28 protein-coding genes and 3 pseudogenes are annotated in these 25,191 nt (G+C 61.0%); 4 read left to right on the forward strand and 27 right to left on the reverse strand.

Annotation, left to right across the window (positions count from 1 at the left end):
* Positions 1-3 precede the first annotated feature (3 nt).
* Complete coding sequence (locus tag RSPPHO_RS19385; RefSeq protein WP_081581809.1) at positions 4-4,593, forward strand: glycosyltransferase family 2 protein; 4,590 nt, start codon at positions 4-6, stop codon at positions 4,591-4,593.
* Positions 4,594-4,629: 36 nt separating this feature from the next.
* Here the strand turns inward: RSPPHO_RS19385 and RSPPHO_RS18170 are convergent.
* Positions 4,630-4,920, reverse strand: a pseudogene (locus RSPPHO_RS18170) (IS66 family transposase); the annotation flags it as partial.
* Between the two features lie 78 nt (positions 4,921-4,998).
* On the opposite strand from RSPPHO_RS18170, the pseudogene RSPPHO_RS19390 reads away from it, so the two are divergent.
* Positions 4,999-5,613 (forward strand): annotated as a pseudogene (locus RSPPHO_RS19390) (transposase); the annotation flags it as partial.
* 632 nt (positions 5,614-6,245) lie between these two features.
* Here the strand turns inward: RSPPHO_RS19390 and RSPPHO_RS21330 are convergent.
* Positions 6,246-7,898, reverse strand: a pseudogene (locus RSPPHO_RS21330) (DUF927 domain-containing protein); the annotation flags it as partial.
* 172 nt (positions 7,899-8,070) lie between these two features.
* On the opposite strand from RSPPHO_RS21330, the gene RSPPHO_RS20245 reads away from it, so the two are divergent.
* A complete protein-coding gene (locus RSPPHO_RS20245; RefSeq protein WP_157879267.1) occupies positions 8,071-8,301 on the forward strand; it encodes a hypothetical protein in 231 nt (76 codons plus the stop codon).
* Between the two features lie 331 nt (positions 8,302-8,632).
* Here the strand turns inward: RSPPHO_RS20245 and RSPPHO_RS20250 are convergent, their stop codons facing one another.
* From RSPPHO_RS20250 to RSPPHO_RS15270, 14 genes are all read right to left on the reverse strand, one after another.
* Positions 8,633-9,274, reverse strand: coding sequence for a hypothetical protein (locus tag RSPPHO_RS20250; protein WP_014416105.1), 642 nt, complete (start codon positions 9,272-9,274; stop codon positions 8,633-8,635).
* Positions 9,275-9,438: 164 nt separating this feature from the next.
* A complete protein-coding gene (locus RSPPHO_RS20255) occupies positions 9,439-9,606 on the reverse strand; it encodes a hypothetical protein (protein ID WP_157879269.1) in 168 nt (55 codons plus the stop codon).
* Entirely contained in the window at positions 9,599-9,805 is a 207-nt protein-coding gene (locus RSPPHO_RS15220; RefSeq protein WP_014416106.1) for a hypothetical protein, read from the reverse strand. The genes RSPPHO_RS20255 and RSPPHO_RS15220 overlap by 8 nt, the downstream gene beginning before the upstream one ends.
* Positions 9,798-10,265, reverse strand: coding sequence for a hypothetical protein (locus tag RSPPHO_RS15225; protein ID WP_041795808.1), 468 nt, complete (start codon positions 10,263-10,265; stop codon positions 9,798-9,800). Before RSPPHO_RS15225 ends, RSPPHO_RS15220 begins: the two co-directional genes overlap by 8 nt.
* Positions 10,266-10,390: 125 nt before the next feature.
* Positions 10,391-10,591 (reverse strand): hypothetical protein, encoded by a 201-nt coding sequence (locus RSPPHO_RS15230; RefSeq protein ID WP_041795810.1) that lies wholly within the window; start codon positions 10,589-10,591, stop codon positions 10,391-10,393.
* A 123-nt stretch (positions 10,592-10,714) separates the two neighbouring features.
* Positions 10,715-11,158 carry a hypothetical protein gene (locus tag RSPPHO_RS20260; RefSeq protein ID WP_157879270.1) on the reverse strand — a complete coding sequence of 148 codons (444 nt, stop codon included), beginning with the start codon at positions 11,156-11,158 and terminating at the stop codon, positions 10,715-10,717.
* Between the two features lie 55 nt (positions 11,159-11,213).
* Entirely contained in the window at positions 11,214-11,438 is a 225-nt protein-coding gene (locus RSPPHO_RS15240) for a hypothetical protein (protein WP_041795812.1), read from the reverse strand.
* 14 nt (positions 11,439-11,452) lie between these two features.
* Positions 11,453-12,178, reverse strand: coding sequence for a hypothetical protein (locus RSPPHO_RS15245; protein WP_041797658.1), 726 nt, complete (start codon positions 12,176-12,178; stop codon positions 11,453-11,455).
* Between the two features lie 496 nt (positions 12,179-12,674).
* On the reverse strand, positions 12,675-13,079 hold the full coding sequence (locus RSPPHO_RS20265) for a hypothetical protein (RefSeq protein ID WP_157879271.1): 405 nt from the start codon (positions 13,077-13,079) through the stop codon (positions 12,675-12,677).
* Positions 13,080-13,159: 80 nt separating this feature from the next.
* Positions 13,160-14,782 (reverse strand): terminase large subunit, encoded by a 1,623-nt coding sequence (locus RSPPHO_RS15250; protein WP_051013933.1) that lies wholly within the window; start codon positions 14,780-14,782, stop codon positions 13,160-13,162.
* On the reverse strand, positions 14,754-15,158 hold the full coding sequence (locus RSPPHO_RS15255; RefSeq protein WP_051013934.1) for a phage terminase small subunit P27 family: 405 nt from the start codon (positions 15,156-15,158) through the stop codon (positions 14,754-14,756). The genes RSPPHO_RS15250 and RSPPHO_RS15255 overlap by 29 nt, the downstream gene beginning before the upstream one ends.
* Positions 15,159-15,294: 136 nt before the next feature.
* The gene (locus RSPPHO_RS19395) at positions 15,295-15,696 is read right to left on the reverse strand and encodes an HNH endonuclease (protein WP_339325387.1); all 402 of its coding nucleotides are present in this window, start codon (positions 15,694-15,696) and stop codon (positions 15,295-15,297) included.
* The gene (locus RSPPHO_RS15265) at positions 15,654-15,869 is read right to left on the reverse strand and encodes a hypothetical protein (RefSeq protein ID WP_041795437.1); all 216 of its coding nucleotides are present in this window, start codon (positions 15,867-15,869) and stop codon (positions 15,654-15,656) included. The genes RSPPHO_RS19395 and RSPPHO_RS15265 overlap by 43 nt, the downstream gene beginning before the upstream one ends.
* Before the next feature lie 12 nt (positions 15,870-15,881).
* Positions 15,882-16,682 (reverse strand): ChaN family lipoprotein, encoded by an 801-nt coding sequence (locus RSPPHO_RS15270; RefSeq protein WP_051013935.1) that lies wholly within the window; start codon positions 16,680-16,682, stop codon positions 15,882-15,884.
* Positions 16,683-16,867: 185 nt separating this feature from the next.
* Here RSPPHO_RS15270 and RSPPHO_RS15275 point away from each other — a divergent pair, with 185 nt between their 5' ends.
* Entirely contained in the window at positions 16,868-17,242 is a 375-nt protein-coding gene (locus RSPPHO_RS15275) for a hypothetical protein (RefSeq protein WP_041795817.1), read from the forward strand.
* A 46-nt stretch (positions 17,243-17,288) separates the two neighbouring features.
* Here RSPPHO_RS15275 and RSPPHO_RS15280 read toward each other — a convergent pair whose 3' ends face one another.
* The 11 genes from RSPPHO_RS15280 to RSPPHO_RS15330 all read right to left on the reverse strand — a co-directional run bounded on the left by RSPPHO_RS15280 (position 17,289) and on the right by RSPPHO_RS15330 (position 25,079).
* The gene (locus RSPPHO_RS15280; RefSeq protein WP_014416114.1) at positions 17,289-18,974 is read right to left on the reverse strand and encodes a Na(+)/H(+) antiporter subunit D; all 1,686 of its coding nucleotides are present in this window, start codon (positions 18,972-18,974) and stop codon (positions 17,289-17,291) included.
* Entirely contained in the window at positions 18,967-19,191 is a 225-nt protein-coding gene (locus RSPPHO_RS15285) for a hypothetical protein (protein WP_014416115.1), read from the reverse strand. Before RSPPHO_RS15285 ends, RSPPHO_RS15280 begins: the two co-directional genes overlap by 8 nt.
* A complete protein-coding gene (locus tag RSPPHO_RS15290) occupies positions 19,188-20,633 on the reverse strand; it encodes a proton-conducting transporter transmembrane domain-containing protein (RefSeq protein WP_041795826.1) in 1,446 nt (481 codons plus the stop codon). The genes RSPPHO_RS15285 and RSPPHO_RS15290 overlap by 4 nt, the downstream gene beginning before the upstream one ends.
* Entirely contained in the window at positions 20,630-22,132 is a 1,503-nt protein-coding gene (locus tag RSPPHO_RS15295) for a monovalent cation/H+ antiporter subunit D family protein (protein ID WP_014416117.1), read from the reverse strand. The genes RSPPHO_RS15290 and RSPPHO_RS15295 overlap by 4 nt, the downstream gene beginning before the upstream one ends.
* Positions 22,129-22,512 (reverse strand): cation:proton antiporter subunit C, encoded by a 384-nt coding sequence (locus RSPPHO_RS15300; protein WP_014416118.1) that lies wholly within the window; start codon positions 22,510-22,512, stop codon positions 22,129-22,131. The genes RSPPHO_RS15295 and RSPPHO_RS15300 overlap by 4 nt, the downstream gene beginning before the upstream one ends.
* The gene (locus RSPPHO_RS15305) at positions 22,509-22,925 is read right to left on the reverse strand and encodes a Na(+)/H(+) antiporter subunit B (protein WP_041795830.1); all 417 of its coding nucleotides are present in this window, start codon (positions 22,923-22,925) and stop codon (positions 22,509-22,511) included. The genes RSPPHO_RS15300 and RSPPHO_RS15305 overlap by 4 nt, the downstream gene beginning before the upstream one ends.
* The gene (locus RSPPHO_RS15310; RefSeq protein WP_041795831.1) at positions 22,925-23,473 is read right to left on the reverse strand and encodes a DUF4040 domain-containing protein; all 549 of its coding nucleotides are present in this window, start codon (positions 23,471-23,473) and stop codon (positions 22,925-22,927) included. Before RSPPHO_RS15310 ends, RSPPHO_RS15305 begins: the two co-directional genes overlap by 1 nt.
* 11 nt (positions 23,474-23,484) lie before the next feature.
* A complete protein-coding gene (gene mnhG / locus RSPPHO_RS15315; RefSeq protein ID WP_051013936.1) occupies positions 23,485-23,859 on the reverse strand; it encodes a monovalent cation/H(+) antiporter subunit G in 375 nt (124 codons plus the stop codon).
* Between the two features lie 28 nt (positions 23,860-23,887).
* A complete protein-coding gene (locus RSPPHO_RS15320) occupies positions 23,888-24,184 on the reverse strand; it encodes an MrpF/PhaF family protein (protein ID WP_041795837.1) in 297 nt (98 codons plus the stop codon).
* Positions 24,184-24,660 (reverse strand): Na+/H+ antiporter subunit E, encoded by a 477-nt coding sequence (locus RSPPHO_RS15325; RefSeq protein ID WP_014416122.1) that lies wholly within the window; start codon positions 24,658-24,660, stop codon positions 24,184-24,186. Before RSPPHO_RS15325 ends, RSPPHO_RS15320 begins: the two co-directional genes overlap by 1 nt.
* Positions 24,661-24,818: 158 nt before the next feature.
* The gene (locus tag RSPPHO_RS15330) at positions 24,819-25,079 is read right to left on the reverse strand and encodes a hypothetical protein (RefSeq protein WP_041795839.1); all 261 of its coding nucleotides are present in this window, start codon (positions 25,077-25,079) and stop codon (positions 24,819-24,821) included.
* Positions 25,080-25,191: the final 112 nt, after the last annotated feature.

A 25,191-nucleotide genomic window follows, 5' to 3' on the forward strand; every position in this document is an offset into this window, starting at 1 on the left:
CCTATGAACTCTCAGAAATCCATCGTCGGTAGCCTAGAGAGCGTTTATATCAACAAATTTTTGGGCTATGTCCTGACAGGTTGGGCGTTTAGCGATGCGGATCCTTACGCAAAAGTCGAAATCCGCGTTGTCACTGAGGGGCAGACGGTCGCCGCTGCGTTGGCCCGCCTTTTTCATCCTACTCTCGCTGCGGAAGGCCGAGGGGCCGGTTTTTACGGCTTTTCCCTTTTGCTTCCGGCTGTCCACGCCCCTGTTAGCAATCCTCGGATCTACCATGTTTTTGGCAACGGACAGCTAATTGATAGCGTTGGTCTGCAACCGCTCGATCCAGCGATCGCCCCCGGAGGCATGCTCTGGACTAAACCGGAGGATCAGCCCGTCGATATTCTTGGTGATGTGGCTCTTCTTGCCGGGGGCGGGGTCTTTGATGGTCAGTGGTACCTGAGCGCCTATCCAGACGTAGCAGAGTGGTGTACTGAAACAGGCCAGCCCCCGTACTATCATTACCAGATGATGGGCCGTTCACAGGGACTGCTCCCCCATGTTCCTATCAACGTCAATTGGTATACGGAACGATATGGTGTCTTCATTGGTAAGATGTCGGAGATCGTTGCCCGCAGCCCTCTCGATCACTACTATCTAGCTGGTGGGATCCTTGGTTTCGATGCTGTACCAGGGTTCGACGAGACGAGTTATCTCGCCATCAATGGCGATGTCCGCGCACTTGTGGAAGCGCGGGAGCTGATTAGCGGATATAGTCATTACCTAATGTTTGGAGCAATCGAAGGTCGAGCAACCGCGCCTTGGTGTTCCCTTCCTCGCCTTGCCACTCAAGACCTCATGCTGACCCGTGAGTTGGTCGCCATGGTCACGGAAATTTCGGTTGGCGCTTTGCTTTCCAACGCAGCAGGGCGTGACTGGGCGACCTTGCACGCTCACAGTTTTGTCCTAGATAGCGGCCCCTGGCATTTTGCTGAGGCTCTATACCAAGCGCACCGACTAGATGCGAGTGGTGCCATCTCTGCCCGCCATTGGAGAGAGCACGGCTTTATTGAAGACATCTCCGGCACGGTTCCTCGGATCGCCGGATACTGTGAACATCGGTACCTTGTTGCCAACCCCGATATCGCGGAAGCCGTTGGAAAACGGCAAATTCCCTCCGGCTATCACCATTTTCTCTGCTTTGGACACGAGGAAGGTCGTAACGGCGGGGTGGCTAGTAGCGAGCCTCCGGTCAGGCTTATATCAACGGCAGCTCTTCTGGCTCGTCTCAACGAGATAAAAGACTGGCCAAAAATCTCTATCATTATGCCGGTTTACGATACTCCGGAGCGATGGCTACGTGCGACTATAGAATCTGTCCTAGGGCAGATCTACCCCTATTGGGAACTTTGCATTGCTGACGATAATTCTCCGCATCCCCGCGTTCAGGAAGTCTTACAGGAGTTCGCGGTACGCGATTCACGCATCCGGATCACTACCCTTCCTATCAACCAGGGGATTGCCGGGGCCTCAAATGCTGCTTTGATGTTGGCCTCTGGGCCCTGGATTGCCCTCCTTGATCACGACGATCAACTTACCCCTGATGCTCTGTTCGAAATCGCGCTTGCCGTACTTAATCATGCCCCAGACGCTGTCTACTCGGATGAAGACAAGATGAGCGTCGAAGGACGTCTTTTTGATGCTACTTTTAAACCTGATTGGTCGCCTGAGTTCCTAACAAGTACAATGTACATAGGCCACCTAACCGCCTATCGCACGGCTATCGTGCGTAAAATAGGCGGCTTCCGTAGCGATTTTGATGGTACGCAAGATTACGATTTAGCATTGCGTGTTGCTCAAGTCACAAATCGTTTTATTCATATTCCAAAGATTCTTTACCATTGGGTGGCCATTCCTGGTTCAACCGCTGATGTTTTGTCGGCGAAAAGCTACGCGATAGAGCGACAAAAAAAAGCCATTACTGAATTTGTTGAAAAAAATGCTAAGACCTCCTTTGAGGTTATGCCTCACTATTCTACGGGTAATTGGCGGGTTGTATATTCTCCTCCCTCTCCCCCCCCTCTTGTCAGTATTATCATACCAAGTGCTGGACGTATGGGAGATATCTTCGGATTTCAAGTTGATCTTCTGAAGAACTGTGTCATGAGCCTTATTGGTAGCGAATCTTACGAAAATTATGAAATAATAATTGTTCATAATGGCGAGCTTAGTAAATCGACATTAATGTTTTTAAAAAACATTCCAAATGTTATGGATGTTAACTGCAATGTTAAAAATTTTAATTTTTCTGAAAGAGTTAACATTGGCGTTTCTTATGCGCGCGGCGAATACATCCTTCTTCTCAATGATGACATCCAGGCTCGTTCACAAAAATTTCTCCGGGACATGGTGGGGCTTGCTTCCCAACCTGGCATCGGCATCGTCGGTCCACGCCTCCTCTTTGCGAATGGTAGCATCCAGCATGTTGGTATTAGCTTGCTTGATGGGATCCCAACCCATCCGCTTATCGGCGAACAGCGGCTAACTTTTGGTCCTCAGGGGATCGGACAACTTGTCCATAACGTGAGTGCAGTGACAGCCGCCTGCCTTTTGGTTTCGCGCGCATTATTTATCGCTGTCGGTGGCTTCGATATCGGTTTATGCTTGAATTACAATGATGTTGATTTCTGCACTAAAGTTCTGGCTAAGGGATTGAGGATTGTTATCGATCCTGCTATTGAGCTGTACCACTTTGAGTCTTTATCAAAAGAAGGAACATTTAATTGGGAACTACAAAAGTTTGTGTCGCGTTGGGGAATTTTGTCTGATCCCTACCAAAATCCAAACTTTTCAACGGCCCGCCCCTTTTATGAAGTTGTTCAAAAACAAGAAGAGCGTCCCGTGCGAGATGTGGAATATCAAGTTCTAGCTCGTATTGAAGCAGCACGACGCCTGCCTCTTGTCGAAGAAAAGATCCGTTTTTCATTCTTTATGAGTATCTATAAGCAGCCTATTCGTTTCTTGCGAGAGATCGAAAAGACGATTCTTAACCAATTTTATCGTAATTTTGAATGGGTCATTGTTAGCGACGGCGACTACCGTCCGGAACTTCTGGATTGGCTGCGTTCAGTCAATGAACATGACAATGTCACAGTAATCGTCAGCCCCGAAAACCAAGGGATTATGGCCGGCTATGGGAAAGCCTTCCAGGCGACCACAGGAGACTATGTTCTTCCAGTTGATGCTGATGACTTTTTAACGCTCGACGCCCTTCAAGTCATAGCTAAATATATCTACTCAAATGGATATCCGGCTGCACTTTATTCTGATGAATTCAAAAGTAACGAACATTCACGTCTTTTTTCACCTTTTCATAAACCAGATTTCGACTGGGTTCTTCACACCAACATTTGCTTTACGTGTCATCTTTGTGCTTTACGTCGGGACGTCGGCATTGAAGTGGAAGCTTACACGGATCGGAAGGCAACGTGGAGCCACGATTGGGATACCTTCACTCGTGTCGAGCGGGCTGGCTATAAGATCGTTCATGTCCCCCATCTTCTTTACGCTTGGCGTATCAACCCAGGATCAACAGCGTCAATCGAGAGCGGGACAAAGCCTGATACCATCAATAGTCAGCGCCACGTTATCGAACAGCATCTCGCTCTGACAGGGCGGAATTCACGACTCACTGTTACGATGAACACGCTGTTCCCTCACACCGGTATCTGGCGCCTCCAGCCCGTATCCCAGGCGTCGTACCGTATCGCGCGGGTGATTGCTGCAAGCAATATCTCAAAGATGACGGTTGAAGCCATTGCCACTCTTTTATTTCATCGTCCTCGATCGGTTGTGTCGGTCCAGATTGTCTTTGATACTCGCGAAGATGCACAAATTCTGATCGAACGCCTGAATCAAGCAGGATGCGGCTGGGCTCTGGGGAATGTGACTCTAGTGGTGGGAAGTCCGGTGGTCGCCGTGGCGGAGGTCTGCGCGAATGCCGACTATGTCGTTTTCTTTGATGCACTTTGCGCACCGACAGAGGCCTCTACGATACGGGAGTTGGCAGGACTGCTCGACGGGGTTGATGAAGCGGTGGCAATCGGTGGTCGGGTTTTAGATTGTAAAAATCGTGTCGCCTGGGCCGGCGGATTTTTCGGTCTGGGCGGCTTCCTTGCCACGGCGGATTATGGCCGCGCTGCCGACGATGCTGGGTATCACGGCATGGCCTTCTGTCAGCGCTTCGTGGACGGTGTCGCGACATGCCACTGGGTTGCCCGGGCAACATTCTTGAAAACGCTTTTAGGACGAATCGGAACGGAGATATCCGTGGCCGAACTGGCCGGAGCGATCGCTCTCGGAGCACACACTGAGGGACGGCGCATTCTTTACACGCCGTTTAGCACTTGGAGGCTGACACAACACAGGCGGGTTCAGCCTCCGGCTCCATCCGAGACTCTGCTGGCTGCACTTGGAACGGCGGTTCCCAAAATTAGCCGTTGGTACAGCCCGCGTCTTTATACCGATTCTGACCTTTGCTATCAGCCGCGCGGGTATGATCACCCGAGCTCTTCTGAACTGGCTCCTGAAGAAACACAACGGTCACCATAAGATCGGTAACTGCTCACGGGGTTGGCTGTTTGGCGATCAAGTGAGGGCGAATTTTCCTCTGACGAGGTCGCAGACGGCGTCGTAATCGGAAGCCCCTGAGAGGCGAGCGGTTCCAGTGATGGATCGGTATCCGGCGTGGATTTGTGCTCCCCAAGCGGAGCGGAAGCCATTGGTCACCTTGCGAAACACCACCGAGGGCCGGATTTCGCGTTCGCAGATGTTGTTCGTCGACGGCACCCGGCGGTCGGCCAGGAAGACGAAGAACTTCCCACGCCACGCCTTGATCTGGTGCTGAAGGGTCCGCCCGGCGGGATGGGCGGCCGGAACGCTTGGACACCTCGAAAAACCCTGGCTCTGAGCGGTGTCTGCTGATTCAATAAGCCCCAGGCCGTGTTGGAGGGAACGATGGGTCGGCAGCCTGGGTTCTTCGATCTTGAAGAGCGGTATGCGGAGTTGTCGAAGGCGGGCGACCCGCTGGAGAAGCTGCTGAGGGTGGTGAGCTTCGAGGCGTTCCGCTACCGGCTGGACAAGGCGTTGAACCGCAGCGACCGAGCCCGGGGCGGCCGTCCGCCCCATGACGCGGTTTTGATGTTTAAGATCCTGGTGCTTCAGGCGCTGTACAACCTGTCCGACGATCAGGCGGAGTTCATGATCAACGACCGCCTGACGTTCAAACGCTTTCTCGGCCTAGGGCTGGCGGACAAGGCGCCGGACGCCAAGACGATCTGGCTGTTCCGCGAGACGCTGACCGAGGCCAACGCGATCGAGAAGCTGTTCGCGGTGTTCGACGCCAAGCTGAAGGAAGGCGGCTATCTGGCGATGTCGGGGCAGATCATCGACGCCACCATTGTGGCGGCGCCGCGTCAGCGCAACGACGACGACGAGAAGCAGGCGATCCGCGAAGGGCGCATCCCTGACGGCTGGGAAGAGACCCCGCACAAGCTGGCCCAGAAGGACAGGGATGCTCGCTGGACCCTGAAAAGGGCCAGAGCGAAGACGCCGAAGGCGGAAGGCGCCAAGGGCAGGTAATGGACGCGCTCCCCGTCATCGCCGCGCCACCAGCCGGCCCGATCACGAACAACGGTATCCCCGCCGAGGGGCGAGAACCGCGCCTCGGCTTTCGTCACGAACCCCCGGAGGGCCGATAGGATGGCGTCCGTTTCCGGTGCGGCAGAGCCCTTCTGGAGCCCCCTCCATGAAGTGAACGCCCCCACCGCCGCCGCCATCGCCTCGCCCGCAGAGAAGGGGAGGATCCCCACCTCAACAGCAAGCTCACCGGCCAGTCCGACTAGGGCGAAGGCCCCCGCCGCCCGGCCTTCCATCCCTTCAGCGCGGGCGAACACATCGGCCTTGAGTGCCTCGGCGTAGAGCGCGGGCAGGTCTTCCTCGCAGGTCAAAAGCGCCTCGACAAAAGCCGCGCCAGCGACGCCATGGCTCAAACTGGTGGCGCGCTTGATTCCGTCGGCGAAGGCGCGTGGTTCCTGACCATGGCAATTGTCGAAAGCGCCGTGCGCCCGCGTCGTCGCCGGGATGGACAGCAGCCGGGCCTCTTGGCCTGACTTCACCGTTGCCCGGCCTTCGCTTGCGTGCGCTGCCAGGGTCCGCTCGCCGCTCGACAGCAGCACCACCCGCCAGCGCGCCGCGTCTCGGGCGCCGCCAGTGCGTGCGGCCCGTGACCGGCCTGTTCCGTTCGCGACGCAATAGGCAATGGAACCGACGGTGTTTGGATCGCTTTCGCTGATCTCATCCAGGATAAGCGCGGTGTCATTCAACGTCGCGGCAACGGCCTCAAGACCTGCGACCGTCGCGTTCCAGGTCCGCACGAAGTCGGGCGCTCCCCAAACGCTTGCAGCAGCTTGCAGGCACGTCGTCTTGCCTTTCGACGTGTCGCCAACGAGGTGAAGCCCGATGCCCCCAGCGTCGTGTTGCCGGGCCAGCTTTAACAGCGGCCCAGCCAGCGCCGCCGACAGCGACAAGATAAGGAGTGGGTTCCCGGCGCACGGCGCCGCTACTTCGGCCTTCCAGCTTTCCAGGGTCCCCCGGGCACGAAAAACGCCCAGATGAGCGGCTTCGGCTTGGAAGCGCACGGTGTCATCGCCAAGGGTCCGCGTGGGTGTGACAAAGGCGCGCCCCTTGGCTCCGTCGTGCCAGCCCGTGACGGGCGTTGCGGTGATCACGTTCTTGGGCACTTGCGCCATCAGCCAAGTATTGAGAAGGTTCCTGTTTCTGGGATCAATCAACAAGCCCTGATCCAGAAGCTCGCCGCGCAAGTCTTCGGCAGTTCCCTTCAACAGACGCATCGGCGCGCACCATTCGCGCCATTTTCCGGTACTATCCTTGAAGCGCAGCAAGCGCCCGTAGTTGGTCCCGTCCGTCCCGGCTGTTTGAGCTACCGCGTGAATGGGGGCACAAATCCATTCATCGAACCCTTCAACACCTTCCTTTGTTTTTTYCAGCCCGTGAAACCAAAGGCCGGGTTTCAGCTTCTTCCCCCCGATAACCACCCATTCATCATGCGTCGCGAAGCCGGGTCGGGGGAGCGCGTCGGTCTGGCTGGCCTGGGGTTCCTCCTCTTCCTCTGGACCCTCTCCTGCCAGCACGGCACGGATGAATGACAGCGTCGGCCCCAGGTCGGCCCCCGGGGGCACATCGTCGGCAACGTCCCATCCCTGGGGGAAACCATCGGGAATGGGGACAATAACAACGCGCTTTGCGCCCGCGCCCCGGGCTTTTTCCGCCACCGTTGCCGCATATTGGCTTCCCGGCCCGTCGAAATCCGGCAGGATCACAACATTTCGACCAGAAAGAACGCTCCAGTCGGCTTTTTGCGGGCTTTGCGCCCCGTTTGGGCTGGTGGTGGCGACGGCTTCGGGAAAAAGGGCTTGCGCAGCGTCGGCGGTCTTCTCGCCCTCGACCACCAGGACCGGCTTCCCCGGGCTTGCATGGATTTCGTCGGCGCGCAGGATCGGGCGCAGGCCGTCGGGCATCTTCCAGCGCCACAGCAGACGGCCCTCAGGGTCACGCCACACCGACAGGGGGCGTACCTGCTTTCCCTCCGGCCGCTCGTAGCGCGCCAGCAAAAACACGGTGCATCCGAAGCGGTCCCTATATTGCCAGACCTTCGACGGCGCCCCGAGTTTCGGGTGTCGGTCTGGTGGCTGGTGCATGTCATCGGGGACGGGGACCACGGACAGAAGATCGTCATGGGAAGATCCGGCGCCACGGCCACCGTCCAGGGTGGGCACACCATCCAGGCCACGGGATCTTTCTTCGTCGGTAAGGGGGCGAAAGGGGTCATCGGTCATTATCAATCCCCAACATCCGGGCCAGCAGAGCCGCGCCCTCGCCCTGATTGACGCGCGCGTAGGCGGCTACCAGGGAAACGGGGTCGGACCCACCTTCGCCAGTGGCGAAATCCTTCCAAACCCCGACCTTTGGCCCCCGTAGGCAAATGCGAAGGCTTTGCCCTGGTGTCCCATGAATGTCGCCTATGCAGAAGTCGGCGCCGTCTATCTTTCCCTGGGGGAAAAGGCGTCGGAGGATGCAGGGCAAGGCGGCAATGGCAGCCCTGTTAATAGCCTGGAAATCAAGCAAGGCCCGCCTCCTTTGCGATATTTATTAACGTTTGCTTTTGCTTGGGCGTTAAACGCTTCTGTTGTGAAATCCATAGGCTTAGACTTTCAAGAAACTTTCGCTCCCAATCGGTGAGTTCGATTTGACCGTGAAGAAGCGCCCTAATCAGGTCCACATCGCCGGGTGGCCGCCGTGGTGGTGGGGGTGGCCGCACTGGACCCGCCAGAACCCGGGCTAAGTCGTGCCAATCACCTCCAGCGGTATCTAGCGTTCGCCGGATAGCTGCAACCGTAGCAAGAACCTCACCGTCCTTGTCGCTACCAAGAAGCGGGATCAGTTTTTGCAGCTTTGACGCGATATCTTGAAGGTTTAGCACTTTCTACGCCTTCGATTAGGCAAGGGGGGAGCGTGCGCGCCCACAAGGGCGCGTTGCCCAAGGTGTAAAAATGTCCGGGAGGGGTAGGCGTCAGGCGTCAGCAACAAACGTCGTATGTGTTTTGGTGTCGCTTTCCTCTTCGGTGTCCTTGGTTGTATCCCGGGCTATTTCTTGAAGTGCCTTTCCGCCTATCGTGGCGGTCAGGTTAAGAACGCCGCTGTGCTCGCGTTCCTCGCGGTCGTTGCTGGTCCCGTGGGCCGAAAACCGGGAAATCTGTACGCCGTCCCCGTCGCGGTAAGTGATCCAAGCCTCCGGCGCCGTCCGGGATACGCCAATCCCGACGACGCGAGCGGCAAGGGTGGGGTTGGCGATCACGGCGTAGACGGCATCCCCAAACAGATGTTCGCCGGTAAGTCCGTCGCGGGCCATGGTAAGCTGGACATCGCCGTAACCGCAAAGAGAGCTCCCCTCGCGCGACAAATTCCAAAAGGTCCAGACGCGCTCTCCAAGATCCTTTTTTACGCCACCCAGAAGACATCCGATAGTAAAGAAGGAAATCGTGAAGGCGGTTGCTTCGACGCCACCACCGGGGCCGCTCCCAGAAGATTCGGGAAAGTTGGCATGGACCTTTAGGGCGCGCTCTAACTCGTATGCGTCCCCCGGCGTAATGCCATATCTTTGCTTGGCATGGTTCCGGTAAAACTCTCTTGTATTCAAGGTTGCAGTCTCCAATCAGGTTGTTGTTGTAGTTCCAACATCTAATGTTGTGAATTTACCGACATCTCATTGGGAGCGCAAGGGGGAAAATGGGAAAATCTCAACTGTTTTTGCAGACACAAAAAAACCCGCCCTCGGGGTCGGGGCGGGTTTCCGGCGATGGTAAGGAGAGGGGCGGGTCAGGCCATCAAGGCGTGTCCGAACCAGCCGACGGCCACACAGCAGGCAGCGGCCAGGGTGAAGAGGGCGGCGCGGCGACGGCGGCGTGCCCGAGCGGCGGGGATGTATTGGGAAAATTCCTGTCGAGCGAATGCCTCGAACCGCCCCAGGTCCTCGTCGTCAAACATGGGCCACGCCCTCCCCGCCCTGCACGCGCGCCCGGCTCAGTCGGTCGGACAGGTCGCCCAGCATCTCGGCCAAAGCCCAGAGGGCCGCAGACATATCGGCCACCGGCTCGCCATCGAAAGCCATATGTCCCAGGGCTTGGGCGATGCTTTGCGCGCCGGATAGGGCGCAGACGATATCTTGGCGGTCTTCGTCACGCATCGGCTTGACCCTCCCCCTGGGCGCGTTCGGCCTTCAAGCTAGCGATATACTCGTCAACGCTGCGCTTTGCCCTTGCCACGCTTTCGGGGTCGTCGGGGTCCGCGAAGACCTGGACAAGACGCCGCTCGCACGCCTCCACCTCGGCTTTCGCGATGGCCTCGGAAAAGGCGTCGTCAATCGGCCGTAGAAGTGCTTCGAACTTAGTGAGCGCCGCATTGATGTTATTAATTGACGCTCGCGCTTGGCCGCAAAGATAAAACAAAGCATCGCGAAGCGAAGTGCTGTTACTGTCGCCCGAGTCCTCACAGTGACAGGGTGCGGCAAGTTCGATTGATGAAATAATCGACCGCAGTTCGTTAAAATCCTGGTCGCGAATTGCTTCCGCCGCGAAAAGGCGTTTTACGGGAAAACTCGCGGCGAGACTCTGGGGCACGGAAACGGTTAGGGTGGGGGTGTCCATGACGACATCCTTCTTCATGTCGTTGGGGAAAGTCCCCGGGGAGCGGGCCAACGCCTCCCGGGGGCGCCTTGATTCTCGCGCAGCGCGACTCGGCGGTCTAGGTGAAAATGTCGCGCAAGGGGCGATTATCCCGAGACGCGCAAAACCTTCGCCCCCGCCCAGCGATACCGGGCCAGCGGGCCGTTGATGTTCGCCAAGGTCACGGTGTCGCCATCAACGTGACTGGCCGAAAGGCTCGGCTGGGCAAACGCCACCCCGTCCCGTGCGCAGGCGCGGGCATAAGCGGCAACGGCACGGTCAAACAGGTCTTGGTGGGAGATTTTCATTGGTGTGGCTCCGAGCGGGCGCACCTAGCGCCCCGGTCCCGCGCACCCTCACCACACCATGCAGACGGCCCCAGCGGCGCGGTCATGGCTGGGGCAAGGAAGGAGTGTAGCGCGGATCGGCCGTCAGCCCAACAGCTTGCCCAGCCATCCGCGCCCTTCCAGCGCCCTCACCAGCCGCTCGCGTTCATCGAGCCGGCCCCGCAGTTCCGCCGCTTCGATCTCTGCCGCCCTGGCCCTGCCCTCGGCGCCGTCGAGCCGTGCGCGCAGGTCAGCCACCTCGGACAGCAGGCGGTCCCGCTCGGCCCGCAGGTCGGCCACCAGGGCCAGAGTGTCCGGGGTCGGGGTGTTTGCTGTCCGGGCGTCGATCGGGCGTTCAGCGGCCGGTGATCGGGTGTTTGCTGGCCGTTCATCCGGCAGTTCACCAGGGGGAACGTGAACAAGAGCGCGGCCCCTGTTGTCTAACGTCACCAGCCAGCCTCGGCGCCGCGCGCGTTGACGTGCGGCCTCTGGCGTACAGCCAAGGCGAACAGCCAGGGTGGCGTAGGTGAAGGGCGGGGCGTTCATCATGAACGGGGAGGGTACACCCGATCACCGGCCGGTCAACGGGTGTTCGTTCGGGTGGTCAGCCGATCAGGTCCAGCCGGCTTTCGATCCGTTGAAGGCGGGCGTCCAGGCGGTCAAGCCGCAGGTCTTGCCGGGCCTCCGCGCCCCATTGCGCCGCCGTGCGCGACGACAGTTCCGACACCCGTTCCCGCAGGTCGTTTTGCCCTTCCTGCAAGGCGGTGAGTGTCGCCTGGATGCGCTTCAGGTGTTCAAGCAACAGGTCGTTCGTGACGTTCTCGGCCATAGCTATTCCCTCGATCAAGACGCGGGGCGCAAGTCAGGGCGCAGGGGGACCACCTCGGCCCGGTACTTGTCCATCACCTCGGCGTGGTGGTTCACGTCGCCGCGATAAGCGCCCTCGGGGTTCACAGTGATGATTTTGGTTCGACCGCGCTTCACGCGCGTGATGGCATGCACGGATTCCAGTCGGGTCAGGGCAAAAGACATGTCCGTTTTGTTGAACCCCAAAAGATCGCCAAGTTCTGCGGCCGTTTTTCCGCACTCGAAGGACTGCCAGCGAAGCCAGCGGCAAACCTCCTTCAAGACGGCAAGAGCAATGGCGCGTTCGGCCGGGGTTGCTGTCGTCTCTTTCAACCGATCCCTGATTGCGTCGTGGTATTCGTCCCCGGTCATGGCGTTGCCGCTCCAAAGATTAAACTCGGCTTGTTCCGGTTTGTTCGCCAGTTGCTTAAGGATCCCGCTTGCCTCTCGGGCCTTTTGGGCTCTGGTCGGGTCATCCTCGGCCAGGGCTTCCTGATCAGCCAGCAAAGCCGCTTGCCCGTAGCGTCCCCGCTTGCGCAGTTGCCGGGCCGATAGGTCCTCTGGGGGCTTGGGCGCATTTGTCGGGGCCTTGCCAGTCAGGATGGTCCTGAGCGACTGGGGCTTCATCCCCATGCGGGCTTGCGCATCCTGGACGGTGCGCGCGGTAGCGATGTCCTCCGGGGCGTGCYCCTCGGCCACCAGCCGCTTCTTCGATATGCTCAAGGTGCCCTCCCACGCTGATAGTTTGCTCAGGACAAACAAGTGTTTGCTCACAGCAAACTATCTGTCAACCCCAAACCCTTGTCCCGCTTGAGAAAACCCCGGAATCTTCCAGCCGTATCCATATCCTTAATATATAAAAAGGGAAACATATCAACGGGATACTATACCGTTACCCCAAAACGCCAAGTTATCCACAGGCACGACACACCCAAAAGGCTATACTTGGACTCTGCCCCCACGCCCTGGCCCGGGCTAGTTTAGAACGCCCCTGTCGGATAACGGCCCTTCTGGATAGCGTTTTCAAGGATTACGGGCACCATCGGGAAGTCGCCGGCAGAACAGCCGCCAGGGCCACCAGAAGAGGGGCCGACAGATGCTTTGCCGGAGGGGGCGCGATTACTGACCTCGGCGCGATCCGAAGGCGCGGGAAGGGGTTTTCAGAGGGGGCGGGCTGGCAGGACAGCGGTCACGCCACCCTGGCCGTTGGGTGAAACCGTTACGTAACGGGCAACGGGGGAGGTTCTGGCGCAAGGCTTTTCTTCCCCCCTCGCTTTGATGGACGTAGACTACGCTCCCGATCCCACTTAATAAGCGCGTTTACGAAATCAGCACCACCAAGTAAAGACACTAGCTCGGGGTGTTCTAATATATAACTTCCGCATAAAATATTGTCAGGTTCATTTATCATTCTCAATATCACGCTACGGACCAGATCCTCTATATCGCCTTTTAAATCACATTGTAATTCGTCGTCTTCTGGCAATTGTTCTGATAGCCACCTGTAATAATCCACCAGGATCAGCGGCAGGCTTCGCCCTTGCGGGCCAGCGTTTGCGTTACGTAACGCATCCTTGACGCGCTCGCGGTGTCGTTTCTGTCGCTCGGCATTGCTAAGGGCCATGGCTTTGTCCGTTACGTTACGGGTTGTTACGTAACGGATCGTAACGTAACAGACGCGGCGCGGCAAGCGTTACGTAACGATCACCACCCCAGGTCAATCGTCAGGAAGCCATCGGGCCGAAGCGCGGCATCGTTATAAACGAGCCCGACACTCCCACCCGCCTGGGCACGGGCCAGGGCCATGACGGCAGCCACGGCAGAGTCTATGCGCCCACGGGCGCGGGCCTTGGTAAACTTGCGGTTCCCGGCAGGGTCTTGTTCCAGCGCCACGTTGCCAACGGCAGACCGCAGGGCCAGATTGCCGCCATGCCGAAAGCCACCCGACAAGATGGCTCGTTCCATTTCGTTGACCGGCCCGGCCATGCTGGCGAACCCCTGGCCGAAAGGGGCCACGGTCAGGCCCGCGTCCTGCAAGCGCGTCATGAACCCGACGCTCCCCCAACGGTCGCAGGCGATTTCCTGGACCTGGAAGCGTTCGGCCAGTTCCAGCACGTGTTCAAAAATCACGTTCTGGTCAATGACGTTGCCCTCGGTGAGACGAAGGCACCCGGCCTTGACCATCTTCTGATAATCCGCTTGGTCCCGCTCGCCTCGGGCCTGGATCCCGTCAGCCGGGAAGAACCCGGTCACGTCGATGTCATAGCCYCCGGTGCCATCAGGCCAGCAGATGGCTACCGAAGCCATGTCCGTAACCGCCGCCATGTCTATTCCGAGGAACGCGGGCGTGCCTTCCAGGTTCTCAAGRGGGGTCCGGTCTGGCGCCGCGTCATAAACGGCAGGGTCAATCCAGGGTTCCGCAGCGCCGTTTTGCCAGATGTTCAGGTGGAATCTCTTTATGTCGGCCACGTCGCGCGGGATAAACTCGGCCCTCTTGACCTTCAACCGGATCTCTTCGGCAGACAAGAACCCGGCTTCAATCGCAGGATTCGCCTTCGCCCACGTCTCGGGCGCCTTCCAGTCGTCGCCAGGATCCGCCGCAAAGATGATCGGGGCAAAGGTCGGGTCTTCGATCTCGCCGCGTGCCACGGCCAGAGAGTATTCCCAAAGGTCCGCCGCGAGCGTCCCCTCGCCTTCGCCGGCAGTCGAAATGACGATGGTCAAGGGGTGTTCACGCTTCACCATACTATCGCGCACGACACCGAACAGTTTTCGCGCTTCACTTGCAGGCCAGGAATGGGCCTCATCCGCCAGGAAGAAAGAAACATTTAGGCCATGCTTCGAGTAAGCCTCTGTCGAAATGGCCGATAACTTCGACGCGCTCTTGTCGTGATGAAGGATCTTGCGGCTTTCGATTGGCCGAACGCGCGACAGCAACGCGGGATCTTGTCGGACCATTTGCCAAGCGCTGTTGAACGCGATCCCGGCATTCTCACGATCCGCCGCCGCACAGACGATTTGCCCACCCGGCTCGCTTTCCGGCCCGAGCAGGTGAGCCAGGGCCAAGCCGGCGGCAAGCGTGGTCTTGGCATTGCCTCGCGGGATCCAGATGCAAGCCTGCCTGACCAGCCGCCCACCATCGGGCGCGGTAGGGCCATAAATCCGGCGCAGGACGGCTTGCTGAAAGGGTGCCAGGGTGAACGGCTGTCCAGCGAACCGCCCCTCCCACAGCCGCAGACGGGCCAGGAAACGGCATACGCGATCCGCCCGGCCCGTGGGGTCCTCGTACAGGGCCGGGTCAGGCGAGAAGATCGGAATCCCAGCCACCAGTCTTATCCTCTTCCTCGACGGCCTTCTTGCGGTGCGGCGAAATGCCCAGTTCACAGGCCAGAAGTCTGGCCTCACGCATCGCCGCTTGTTGGAGCCGGTGCGCAGGGTGGACCGTCTGGCCCCGCTCGCCCTCGACAAGCCGCCCCTCGCGCATCATGACTTCCTCGCATTCACGGACCTGACCAGATGCGATGCAATAACTTTCCATCATTGCGAACACATCGTCGGTCAACACACCGCGTGCGTGAAGCTGGGGGGCCGCTCGGCGCCATTCAGCTTGAGCAAGAGGGGGGAGCCAGGACGGCGCGGCAGGACAGCCGCCGGCCAGAGGGGCGTTTTCGACAAGCAAGAGTTTCGGTTTTCTGCCCTTCATGGTTGTTCAAACCCCTGCAAACTGCGAAACCCCAATTTCCGAGAGAGTGCGCGCGTGACCCCCCACCCGGTCCTCCAGGGGTAAGCAAAAGATAAAAGACCCGCCCTAGGGGTATTCAGCGCACCAAGTGCGCCAATCAACCCGTTTTCCGCCTGTTGCCGAAGCCACCGTCCTCGCGCGCTGTCTTGGCGCTATGGCACGCCTTACAAAGCGGTTGCAAATTGCGACGATCCCAAAACAGCCGATCGTCGCCCCGGTGCGGGATGATGTGGTCCACGTCAGTCGCAGGCACCACGCGCCCCACCTTGGCGCACTCGCGACACAACGGCTCGTCGGCCAACACCAGGTCCCGGAGCCGCCGCCATTGTGCCCCGTAGCCCCTCTTGCTCGCGGACTCCCGCCGATCCGGCTCCCTGGCCGGTGCGCATGGGCAGCGTTGCCCATGGGGCACCAGCTTCTTGCACCGCGCGCATATCCGAGGCGGGGCGTAGGGCATCAGGACGCCACCGTCACCCGCATCTCCACCGCTGTCGGCCATTCGCCAACGGGGAGGATCCGGGCGCCGTCACAGCGCCAACGTTCGGGCGCGACCGTCACCCAAACTTCTTTGTCAGGGCACCACACCTCGACGCACAAAATCCGATCGGGTGTGAAGGGCAGTTCCAGAACGTCCCACGAGCCGGGGTCTGGAAAAACAAGCGTGCTGTGCATCGGCGCGAGTCCTTACTTTTTACCTTGGGAGGCGCGATCAAGCGCCCGATCGACTTCATCGGCTATCTTTTGCCCGAAGCGTTGTTCGTCTGGTCGATCCCGCCGGGTGTGCCCCCAGCCAGCAATCAGCACCGACGGCCGATGCCGCAGAACCGCCTCGGCCATCACGGCGTCACGCACCCGCTGGGCCCGAACCATGCCGGGCAGCAGGGCCTCGGGCAGCATGCCGCAATGACTGTCGCGCAGTTCGGTCTCGAGATCGGCCTGGGCCTGGGGGGGCAAGGGACGGCTGACATCCAGACCCGCAGGAAGCTGCCCCGCGCGCACCACGGCCCGAATCGTCTCGCGCGGCAGATTGCCGGGCGTGACCGGCAGCCCCGCCGTCCACGCCGCCCGCAGCACGGGAGCGTACCACGCAAAATCGGGCCAGCCCCGCTCCTCCCAGGCCAACGCCGTGGCGGCGCTCTCGGGCGCAGCCTGGGCCGCCATGATCGCCGCTTCCTGCCCCTGATCGAGCATCTCCATCACCAGGGCCGGGCGGCGCCCCTGGTCGATCAAGGCTTGATAGAGGAAGGCCTGCCCGGCGTGGTGGTCCGGGTTGTCGTGGCGTTCCCCCAGCAACACCACGTCGGCCTCGGCCAGCCGGGCCACCAGGGCCGCTGGTGTTAGGGGCGTGCCAGTCCGGGTGTCGATGATCCGGCCGCTTGGCGGGGACTCGCCTCCCCCCACGCTCGGGCCCGGCCCCACTGCGCAGCCCGCCAAGGCCCCGCTCACGCCCACGGCCGAAAGCCATCGCCCTATCCGTCGCCACATGCGCCACGCTCCTTGTTTGGGGGGATCTTCTCACTGAGAGATAGGGTGGCTGGGGCTTCCTGGGAACGGGGGGCGAAAGGAAGGCTGGGGAGGCTCGCCTCCCCAGACCCCTCCTCTCCTTGCCAAGCTGCCGCCCTTGGGGCACTCTTGACCAAGGCAGTCTTGCGCAATGGAAGAGGCCAGATATGAAAACGTGGCTGCTGGGGCTCATGGCCGCCGCTCTTCTCGCCCCGGCCCTGGCCCAAGCCCAAGATCGCGGCCGCCTTTATGGCAAGGGAACCGCCGCCTTCTGGAAAGTGGGCGAGTTAAACAAGGAGTTGACCTCCTTGTGTCGGCGCGGCCTGTTCAATCAGGTCAACAAGGAACGCCTGTACATCGGCTACGTCGGAAGCGAAGACGGACGGCGCACCCTGACCGGTATCGCCAAAAAGGACTACAACCTCCGCGACCCAAAGGCCAAGGCGGAAGACAACGTCACCTATCACTTCCACAACGATGGCTATTCAACGTGCCGCGTTTACATTGCCCGTGACCTGAACCAGCCCCCGGGCCGCCCCTAGAAACGAGGGGTCTGGGGAGGCAAGCCTCCCCAGCCTTCTTTTTCCTCTACCGCTCGTAGCCCAACAGCAGCGCCAGCGCCAGCAGTCCCAAAACAAGGACCACCGACAAACTGGTCGGCCACCCCCGCCCCAACAGCCCAAGAGGACCGTGGCTGTGGCGCAAGCCCGGCGCCACGGCCGCCCCCACGGCGGCAGTCCACCGCTCCAGCCCCGCCCCCGCCTGCTCCCAAGCCCGCCACAGTGCCTTGGCCAAGCGCGGCCCCAGCCAGCGATAGAGCCAATCCACATCCAAGCTCACGGTGCGGGTGCGCTTCATCAGCGGCAGCAGGACGAAGAAGGCCAGACCGGCAAACAGCAAAAGTTGAAGCTGAGTGACCACATGGGCCGGCGTATACGGCTCGTAGGCCACGGGATAGGGCAGCAGGCTATAGAGGGCCGAGGGCCAGATCCCGATGGCGACGCACAAGACGGCGAGAAGGATCATGGCCAAACGCAAGGGGAGCGGCGGATCAGCCGGGCGCAAGCCGCTGTCCTTCTGGAAGAACACAAACCACGGATACTTGATGCCAGCATGCAGGAAAACCCCGGCACTGGCCGCCTGAAGCGCGACCCACACCCAGACCAAATGCTCGCCCAGGGCCCCCTCGCCCACCATCGACTTGGAGACAAAGCCGCTGGTCAGGGGAAAGGCCGAGATGGCCAGGGCGCCAATGATGCCGCAGGTGGTGGTGATCGGCATGGAGCGATACAGGCCGCCCAGATCGGTGCACGTGCGCCGCCCGGTCATCATCAACACCGCACCGGCGCTCATCAACAACAGGCCCTTGTAGAGGATATGGGCGAAGGCATGGCTGGCCGCGCCATTGAGGGCCATTTCGGTGCCAATGCCAATGCCGCACACCATGAAGCCCACCTGATTGACGATGGAATAGGCCAGGATGCGGCGCATGTCGTTTTCAAGAAGGGCGTACAAGATGCCATAGAACACCATGAACAGCCCGACCCAGATCAATACCTCGGCCCCGGCGAACGCCTTGAGCAGCACCAGCACCGCCGTTTTGGTGGTGAAAGCCGACAGGAAGACCATGCCGGAATAGGACGCCTCGGGATAGGCATCGGCAACCCAGGCCGACAGCGGGGGCGCGCCGGCGTTGAGCAGCACGCCGCCCAGAATCAGCCACGAGGCCGGGCTGTCCAGGGACAAGGCGGTCAGGACGATGGAGCCCGTCGAGACCGCGTGCCCGGCGATGCCGGCCATCAAGACGGCGCCGCCCAGCAGGTGCAGTACGGCATAGCGCAGCCCGGCCTTGCCGGCACCCGGCTGGTCCGAGGACCACAGCACCACCGTCGAGGCCACGGCCATGATCTCCCAAAACACGAACAAAGAGATCAAGTCGGCGGAAAAGGCACAGCCCACAGCGCCCCCGGCATAGACCAGGGCGGCGGCCAGCTCGGTGACGCGCGGCTGGGTCAGGGCAAACAAGGTGCCGGCAAAGCTCATCAGGGCAAACACGGTGCCAAACAGCCGGGCCAGCGCCCCACCTTGGAGGGGCTCCAGGAAAAAGCCCAGGAACTCCAGGCGGATTGAGGCATCAAGCGGCACGTTCCAAATGGCCGCGAGGGTCAAAAGAGGCAGCGCCAACATCCAGGGGGCGCGGGCCCAAGCCGGGAGCACGGGCAGCAGCACGCCGCCCAGGATCAAGATCAGGCCGGGCGGCAAGGCATCAATCATAGTAGCCGTCCTCGCGCTTCAAAAAAAAGCCCAGGAGCCGGGCAACAAGCACCATCACGACACAGGCGGCAAAGCCGAACACGGCATGAAAGCCCAGCCAGCCGTCGATCCCGGCATGGGCGGTGACACCGGCAAAGGGCTCGGCCGCCACCGACAGGATCAACACCCCAATCCCGGCGCCGGCCAGGCGTTTGACGGTCTGGTTGAGGCCACTCATGCCACACCTCGCGCAAGGTCAAGCAACAAGTCGGGAACAAAGAACACGGCCGCCGTCGCGATGGCTGTCAACGACAGGGCCACCACCAGCAACAGCGGCGCCTCGTGCCCGGGGGCGTGGTCCTGGCCCCCCGCCGGGGCGCGGAAGAAGGCGCGGTGAACAATGGGCAGGAAATAGCCGGCATTGAGCACGGTACTCCCGGCCAGCACCAAAACCACCCCCCAGGCCTGGCTGTCCATGGCGCCTTCCAAAAACAGCCACTTGGAGAGAAAGCCGGCAGTCAGGGGAACACCGATCATCGACAAGGCGCCAACGGTAAACGCGGCGAAGGTCCACGGCATGACCCGTCCCAGGCCATCCAACTCGCTCACCCGGGTTTTGTGGGCGGCGGTGTAGATGGCGCCGGCGGCAAAGAACAAGGTGATCTTGCCAAAGGCATGAGCGACGAGATGAACCGCCGCCGCCACGATCCCGGCCGGAACATAAAGGGCCGCCGCCAAGACCACATACGAGAGCTGGCTCACCGTGGAATAGGCCAGCCGGGCCTTCAGATTGTCGCGAGTCAGGGCGATGAGCGAGGCGACGACCACGGTGAAGCCCGCCGCCCAGGCCAGCCAGTCGGCCGAGCCGGTGCTGGCCAGCCGGTCCACGCCGAAGACATAGACGATCACCTTGACGACGCTAAACACCCCCGCCTTGACCACGGCCACGGCATGGAGCAGGGCCGACACCGGGGTCGGCGCGACCATGGCGGCGGGCAGCCAGCCATGAACCGGCATCAAGGCTGCCTTGCCGATGCCAAAGACATAAAGCGCCAGCAAAACACCGATCATCGGCCCATCGGGCACCTGCCCCAAGAGACCACCCGGCGCAAAGTCCAAGCGCCCGGTCAGGCTGTAGGTCCACAAGATCCCGACCAGGAACAAGGCAATGGAGGTAAAGAGCAAAGTCCCCAGATAACGCCGCCCGGCCCGCCGCGCCTCGGGCGTGCCCTCGTGGGTGACCAGCGGATAGGTGGCCAGGGTCAGGGCCTCGTAGAACAAGAACAGGGTAAACAGGTTCCCGGCCATGGCCACCCCCAAGGTGGCGGCAATGGACAGGGCGAAGAAGGCATGAAAGCGGCTCTGCCCCGGAGCGTTGTTGGCCCGCATATAGCCAATGGAATAAAGGGAGGCGACGATCCACAAGCCCGAGGCAAGCAGGGCGAAAATCAGGCCCAGCGGCTCGACCTCCAGGGCCAAGGGCACCCCGGGCAGGACCTCAAGAAGGGTAAACGCGGGCCGCCCGCCCGCCAGAACCGGCGTGACCAGCGGGACAACCTGCAAAAAGGTCGCCACCGCGATGAACAGCAAGACGACATCGCGCACCAGCGGCCGCCGGGCCAGCAGCACCAGGAGCGCCCCCAACAGCGGAGTGGCGAGGATCCAGGCCAGAACGCTCATGGGGTGCCTCCCGCCAGCAGGGCCCGGGCAGCGGGCGCGGCCAAGCCCACGGTCGGGACGGTGACAAAGCCCAGGGCAATGTTGGCCGCCGCCAGCCCCAGCACCGGCAGGCGCATGGACCAGGGGCCCTCGCCGGGATCGCTCGTCGGTTGGACCGGGGGTGGCTGGAAATAGGCGATCTCGATCACTCTCCAGACATAGGCCAGGGTCAGGAGCGAGCCCAGGACGATCAGCACGGCCACCGACCACCAGCCCTTGTCGAGGGCCGCCAACACGAGCTGCCATTTGCCGATGAAGCCGGCGGTGCCGGGCATGCCGACCAGGGACAAGGCGGCGACGACAAAAGCAGCCAGGGTCCACGGCATGGTACGCCCCGCCCCGGCCAGGGCATCAAGCCGCACCGAGCCCAGACGCAAGACCACCAGACCGAGGGCCAGGAACAAGGTGAGCTTCAACAGGGCATGGTTGAGCAAATGGATCAGGCCGGCCTCGACCCCGAGCGGCGTGACCAGGGCGACCCCGGCCACCATCAAGCCGATCTGGGCGACCGAGGAGTAGGCGAGCATGCGCTTGAGATCCACCTGAAACAAGGCGGTGAGCGAGGCAGTGAGCATGCCCACCAAGGCCAACACCAAGATCACCCCATCCAGGGTTACGGGGGCCGGCCACGCCAGGGCGCCAAAGGCGGGCCCAAGCACGGTGAAGCACAGGCGCAGCAGGACATAGAGGGCGACCTTGGTGCCGGTGGCGGCGAGAAAGGCCGAGATAACACTGGGCGCATGGGTATAGGCGCCGGGCAGCCACTTGTGCAGCGGGAACAAGGCCAGCTTGATCGATACCCCGACCACCAGGAAAGCCGCCCCCACGATGAGGGTGCGCGGGTTGTCGGCACTGACCAGCCGCTGGGCCAGATCCATCATGTTGAGGGTGCCGGTGATCATGTAGAGAAGACCGAGCCCGATCACATAGAAGGTGGCGCCCACGGTCCCCAGCACGAGATAGGTGTAGGCCGCGTGCACGGCCCGGCGGCTGTGGCCCTGGGCGACCAGGGCATAGGTGGACAGGCTGGAAATCTCAAGGAACACGAACAAGTTAAAGGCGTCGCCCGTGGTGCACATGCCCAGCGAGCCGGTGAGCGAGAGCAGGAAAAGGGTATAAAATAAGGGGCGCCGACCCTCGGGAATTTCGCGCGCCACGCTGGCCCGGGCGTAGAACATCACGACCACGCCCACGCCCGAGACCAACAGCAGCATCAGGACCGACAAGGCGTCGAGGCGCAGTTCGATCCCCCACGGTGGCGGCCAGTTGCCAACGTGATACGAGATCACCCCGGCCTCCCACACCTGAGCGGCCAAGCCCAACGCCACCAGGAAGCAGATCACCGAGACAAAAAAGGCCCAGGCCCAGCACAGGACAGGCCGACGCAAAAGCAGGCACACCGGGCCGGCCATGAGGGGCAGGACCATTTGCAGCGCAGGCAGGTGGGCGGCCATCGTCATGATGGCTCTCCGACGGCGTCCTCGGCCCGGTCGAGGGCCAGCACCTCATCTTCCTCAATGGTACCATAGGCTTCCTTGAGCCGGACCACCAAGGCGAGGCCGAGGGCGGTGGTGGCCACACCCACCACGATGGCCGTCAGGATCAGCACACTGGGCAAGGGGTTGGTGTAGACGGTGAAGGCCTCCGACAAGATGGGCGCCGTGCCGCCGTCCACCACGCCCATGGAGATGTAGAGCATGAAGACCGACGTTTGAAAGATATTGAGGCCAACCAGCTTTTTGACAAAATTGCCGCTGGCCATGACGATATAAAAGCCAATCATCATCAAGACGATGAAGATCCAGTAATTATATAATCCGGCGACATGATCCCAGGTCATCGGCCCCGCCCCGCAAAACTGAAGAACAAGATCAGCATCACCGAGCAGACGGTGATCCCCACCCCCAGTTCAATCATGAAGATGCCCAAATGCTGGGCGTGATGCACGTCGTGGGCCAGCAGGGAATAGTCCAGGTACTGCCCGCCCAGCAGCAAGGAGACCACCCCGGTGCCGGCATAGATCAAAACGCCCAGCGCACTGAGTGGCAGCAGCACCGAGAGCGGCACCACCCGGCGTGCCCGCTCCAGGCCGACCAGCAGCGCATACAAGATCACGCCCACGGCAAAGAGAACGCCGGCCTGAAAGCCGCCGCCCGGTCCCAGATCGCCATGAAACTGAACGTAAAGGGCAAACAGCAGGAGGATCGGCGTCATGATCTTGGCGCCAATGCGCAGGATCGGCCGCTCTTGCATCACTGATCTCCCCCCTTGCGGCGCCCGAGGAACGGCGCGCCGATCAGCAGCAGCACCGACATGCCCGCCGTGAAGATCACCGTGGTTTCGCCCAAGGTGTCGAAGCCGCGATAGCTGGCCAGGACACTGGTGACGATGTTGGGCGGCCCCACCTCGTCGCCGCTGGCTTCGACATAGCGATCGGCCACATGGTGATGAATCGGCGCCTCGGCATCGCCATAAAACGGCATGTCCAGGGTGCCCCACATCAACAGGCCCCCGGTGACAAGCACGGCCGCCAGGGCCGGAATGTTCCAGGTGGTGACGGCCTTCGTCTTGGCACCGGTCAGGGCCAAGGTGCCAAGGAACAGCAAGGTGGACATGCCGGCTCCCACCGCCGATTCGGTGAAAGCCACGTCCACGGCGTCCATCAAGGTGAACAAGGCAGCCGAAAGCAGGCTGAAAATCCCCGACAGCATGGCCACCGCAAACAAGGAGCGCAGGCGCAGCATCAAAACCGCCGTTACCGTCAGGAAGGCAAACAGGCAAAAATCAAGGATCAGTTCCATCCCAGGCCTCCTCAGCCCAGCACGGTGGGATCGGTGGGAGCCGCCCGGGTCAGCGGTCCCCCAGGCTGATCTTGGGTCTGGTCCTGGTCCAGTTGGGGCCGCACCCCGGCGTTCCAGGCCGCCCCGGCCAGGGCATGGGTCGAAATCGGCCCGGTCAAGCACAAGAAGCCAAAGACCAGAGCAAGCTTGACGGCCACCAGCGTGGGCCCGGCCTGAAGCATGAGCCCGACCGTGATAAGGCCCGCCCCCAGGGTGTCGATCAGGCTGGCAGCGTGCATACGGGTGTACAGATCGGGAAAGCGCAACACCCCCACGGCGCCCAAAATGAGAAAAACGCCGCCGGCCACGAGGGTGATCCACGATGCGCCATCGACAAGAAGGTCCATGGGGGCCTCCACAACAAAAGGGAAAGGGTCAGCCGTCTTCGCGTTTTGCGGAGGGGCCCGGGCTGTCCGGCCCTGCCAGCCCGCCCGGGCTGTGAAACTTGAGGATGGCGATGGTGCCGACAAAGTTGATGAGGGCATAGACCAAGGCAAGGTCGAGGAAGTCCGGCCGTCCGGTCAGAAAACCCATCACGCCGATGAGCAACACCGTCTTGGTACCCATCATGTTGACGGCCAGGATCCGGTCATAGACCGTGGGGCCCAAGGCGGCGCGCACCAAGGCCAGCGCCATTCCGACCAGCACGGCGGCGGCAGCGACCACAAACATCAAGATCCCTCCACCGCCGTAACGCGGCGATCCATGGCGCCGGCTTCCAAGTCCTCCAGCCCCCCGGCCTGAAGAGCATGCACCAAGATGCCCCGCTCCCCCAGATCAAGGGAGAACGTGCCCGGCGTGAGGGTGATGGAATTGGCGTAGATCACGCGGCCAAGGTCGGTGCGCTGGCTGGGCCTAACCCAGCCGAGACTGGGCGAGATCCCAGCGCGCCCGGCCAGGACGGCCCGAGCCACCGTGAGATTGGAGAGCACGACCTGCCACGCCAGCCAGGGCAGGTAGCTGCCAAGACGAGCCAGAAGAGCGAGGGGCACCCCTTCGTCATCCACAATCTGCATTTTAAGGGCCAAGGCCACGCAGACCAGCGCCGACAGCACGCCGAACCCCAGAAGCAAGGGATCGTCCCAATACCCAGACATCAAAAGCCACAGACCATAAAGGCCGAGGCCCAGCGCACTCGCCTTGACCACGGGGCATGTCTCCCTTGCACGCAGGTCCGACCGGCGCCGGACGGGCTCCTCCTACCCTGGAATAGCCATAAACCGCCATTCCTTATCCTGGTAAATGTTCGATATTTTTTCCTGACTGTCCAGAAGGATCGCCCCAAACGCCTGGGAAAAGCGCTTTTTCAGAAAAACACCGCCTCCATTTCAATCGGAGAGCGAGCCCGAGGGCAGGACACGGCGATTTCAACCCCGGAAACGCTCAGGATGACCGCCACGCCGTCCGCCTCCCCCAGATCCTGCGCCATCTGGTGATAGAGATCGAGAACCGAGGCGGTTTCCCTGAAGGCCGTGACATGGCTCAAAGCCTCCCCTTTTTCCTCGTGCTCGATTCGGACCGTGACCCTTTGGATGCACGTGGGGCACTGTTTGCTGCACAGGGCCATGGCGGAAGCCTCCCAAGACTGACGTGTCTGCATTACACACCTCGGCTCACATATGATTTCGAATCGGAATGCTCAAGGGAGATATATCCTTTGGTCTGAAAACGAAAAAGAT

This window comes from Pararhodospirillum photometricum DSM 122 (assembly GCF_000284415.1).
Lineage (GTDB): Bacteria > Pseudomonadota > Alphaproteobacteria > Rhodospirillales > Rhodospirillaceae > Pararhodospirillum > Pararhodospirillum photometricum.

Excerpts from the sequence above, each read along its gene's own strand:
- RSPPHO_RS20265 (WP_157879271.1), bottom strand. The coding sequence starts at position 13,079 with ATGGCCCTTAGCAATGCCGAGCGACAGAAACGACACCGCGAGCGCGTC.
- RSPPHO_RS15220 (WP_014416106.1), bottom strand. The coding sequence starts at position 9,805 with ATGCGTGACGAAGACCGCCAAGATATCGTCTGCGCCCTATCCGGCGCG.
- RSPPHO_RS19395 (WP_339325387.1), bottom strand. The coding sequence starts at position 15,696 with ATGGCCGACAGCGGTGGAGATGCGGGTGACGGTGGCGTCCTGATGCCC.
- RSPPHO_RS15310 (WP_041795831.1), bottom strand. The coding sequence starts at position 23,473 with ATGGAACTGATCCTTGATTTTTGCCTGTTTGCCTTCCTGACGGTAACG.
- RSPPHO_RS15320 (WP_041795837.1), bottom strand. The coding sequence starts at position 24,184 with ATGTTTGTGGTCGCTGCCGCCGCCGTGCTGGTCGGAATGGCGCTGGCC.
- RSPPHO_RS15265 (WP_041795437.1), bottom strand. The coding sequence starts at position 15,869 with ATGCACAGCACGCTTGTTTTTCCAGACCCCGGCTCGTGGGACGTTCTG.
- RSPPHO_RS20260 (WP_157879270.1), bottom strand. The coding sequence starts at position 11,158 with ATGATGAACGCCCCGCCCTTCACCTACGCCACCCTGGCTGTTCGCCTT.
- RSPPHO_RS15290 (WP_041795826.1), bottom strand. The coding sequence starts at position 20,633 with ATGAGCGTTCTGGCCTGGATCCTCGCCACTCCGCTGTTGGGGGCGCTC.
- RSPPHO_RS15280 (WP_014416114.1), bottom strand. The coding sequence starts at position 18,974 with ATGATTGATGCCTTGCCGCCCGGCCTGATCTTGATCCTGGGCGGCGTG.
- RSPPHO_RS15305 (WP_041795830.1), bottom strand. The coding sequence starts at position 22,925 with ATGCAAGAGCGGCCGATCCTGCGCATTGGCGCCAAGATCATGACGCCG.
- RSPPHO_RS19385 (WP_081581809.1), top strand. The coding sequence starts at position 4 with ATGAACTCTCAGAAATCCATCGTCGGTAGCCTAGAGAGCGTTTATATC.
- RSPPHO_RS15285 (WP_014416115.1), bottom strand. The coding sequence starts at position 19,191 with ATGAGTGGCCTCAACCAGACCGTCAAACGCCTGGCCGGCGCCGGGATT.
- RSPPHO_RS15295 (WP_014416117.1), bottom strand. The coding sequence starts at position 22,132 with ATGACGATGGCCGCCCACCTGCCTGCGCTGCAAATGGTCCTGCCCCTC.
- RSPPHO_RS15255 (WP_051013934.1), bottom strand. The coding sequence starts at position 15,158 with ATGAAGGGCAGAAAACCGAAACTCTTGCTTGTCGAAAACGCCCCTCTG.
- RSPPHO_RS15225 (WP_041795808.1), bottom strand. The coding sequence starts at position 10,265 with ATGGACACCCCCACCCTAACCGTTTCCGTGCCCCAGAGTCTCGCCGCG.
- RSPPHO_RS15300 (WP_014416118.1), bottom strand. The coding sequence starts at position 22,512 with ATGACCTGGGATCATGTCGCCGGATTATATAATTACTGGATCTTCATC.
- RSPPHO_RS15330 (WP_041795839.1), bottom strand. The coding sequence starts at position 25,079 with ATGGCCCTGTGCAGCAAACAGTGCCCCACGTGCATCCAAAGGGTCACG.
- RSPPHO_RS15240 (WP_041795812.1), bottom strand. The coding sequence starts at position 11,438 with ATGGCCGAGAACGTCACGAACGACCTGTTGCTTGAACACCTGAAGCGC.
- mnhG (WP_051013936.1), bottom strand. The coding sequence starts at position 23,859 with ATGGACCTTCTTGTCGATGGCGCATCGTGGATCACCCTCGTGGCCGGC.
- RSPPHO_RS20255 (WP_157879269.1), bottom strand. The coding sequence starts at position 9,606 with ATGTTTGACGACGAGGACCTGGGGCGGTTCGAGGCATTCGCTCGACAG.
- RSPPHO_RS15275 (WP_041795817.1), top strand. The coding sequence starts at position 16,868 with ATGAAAACGTGGCTGCTGGGGCTCATGGCCGCCGCTCTTCTCGCCCCG.
- RSPPHO_RS15230 (WP_041795810.1), bottom strand. The coding sequence starts at position 10,591 with ATGAAAATCTCCCACCAAGACCTGTTTGACCGTGCCGTTGCCGCTTAT.
- RSPPHO_RS15270 (WP_051013935.1), bottom strand. The coding sequence starts at position 16,682 with ATGTGGCGACGGATAGGGCGATGGCTTTCGGCCGTGGGCGTGAGCGGG.
- RSPPHO_RS20245 (WP_157879267.1), top strand. The coding sequence starts at position 8,071 with ATGAATGTCGCCTATGCAGAAGTCGGCGCCGTCTATCTTTCCCTGGGG.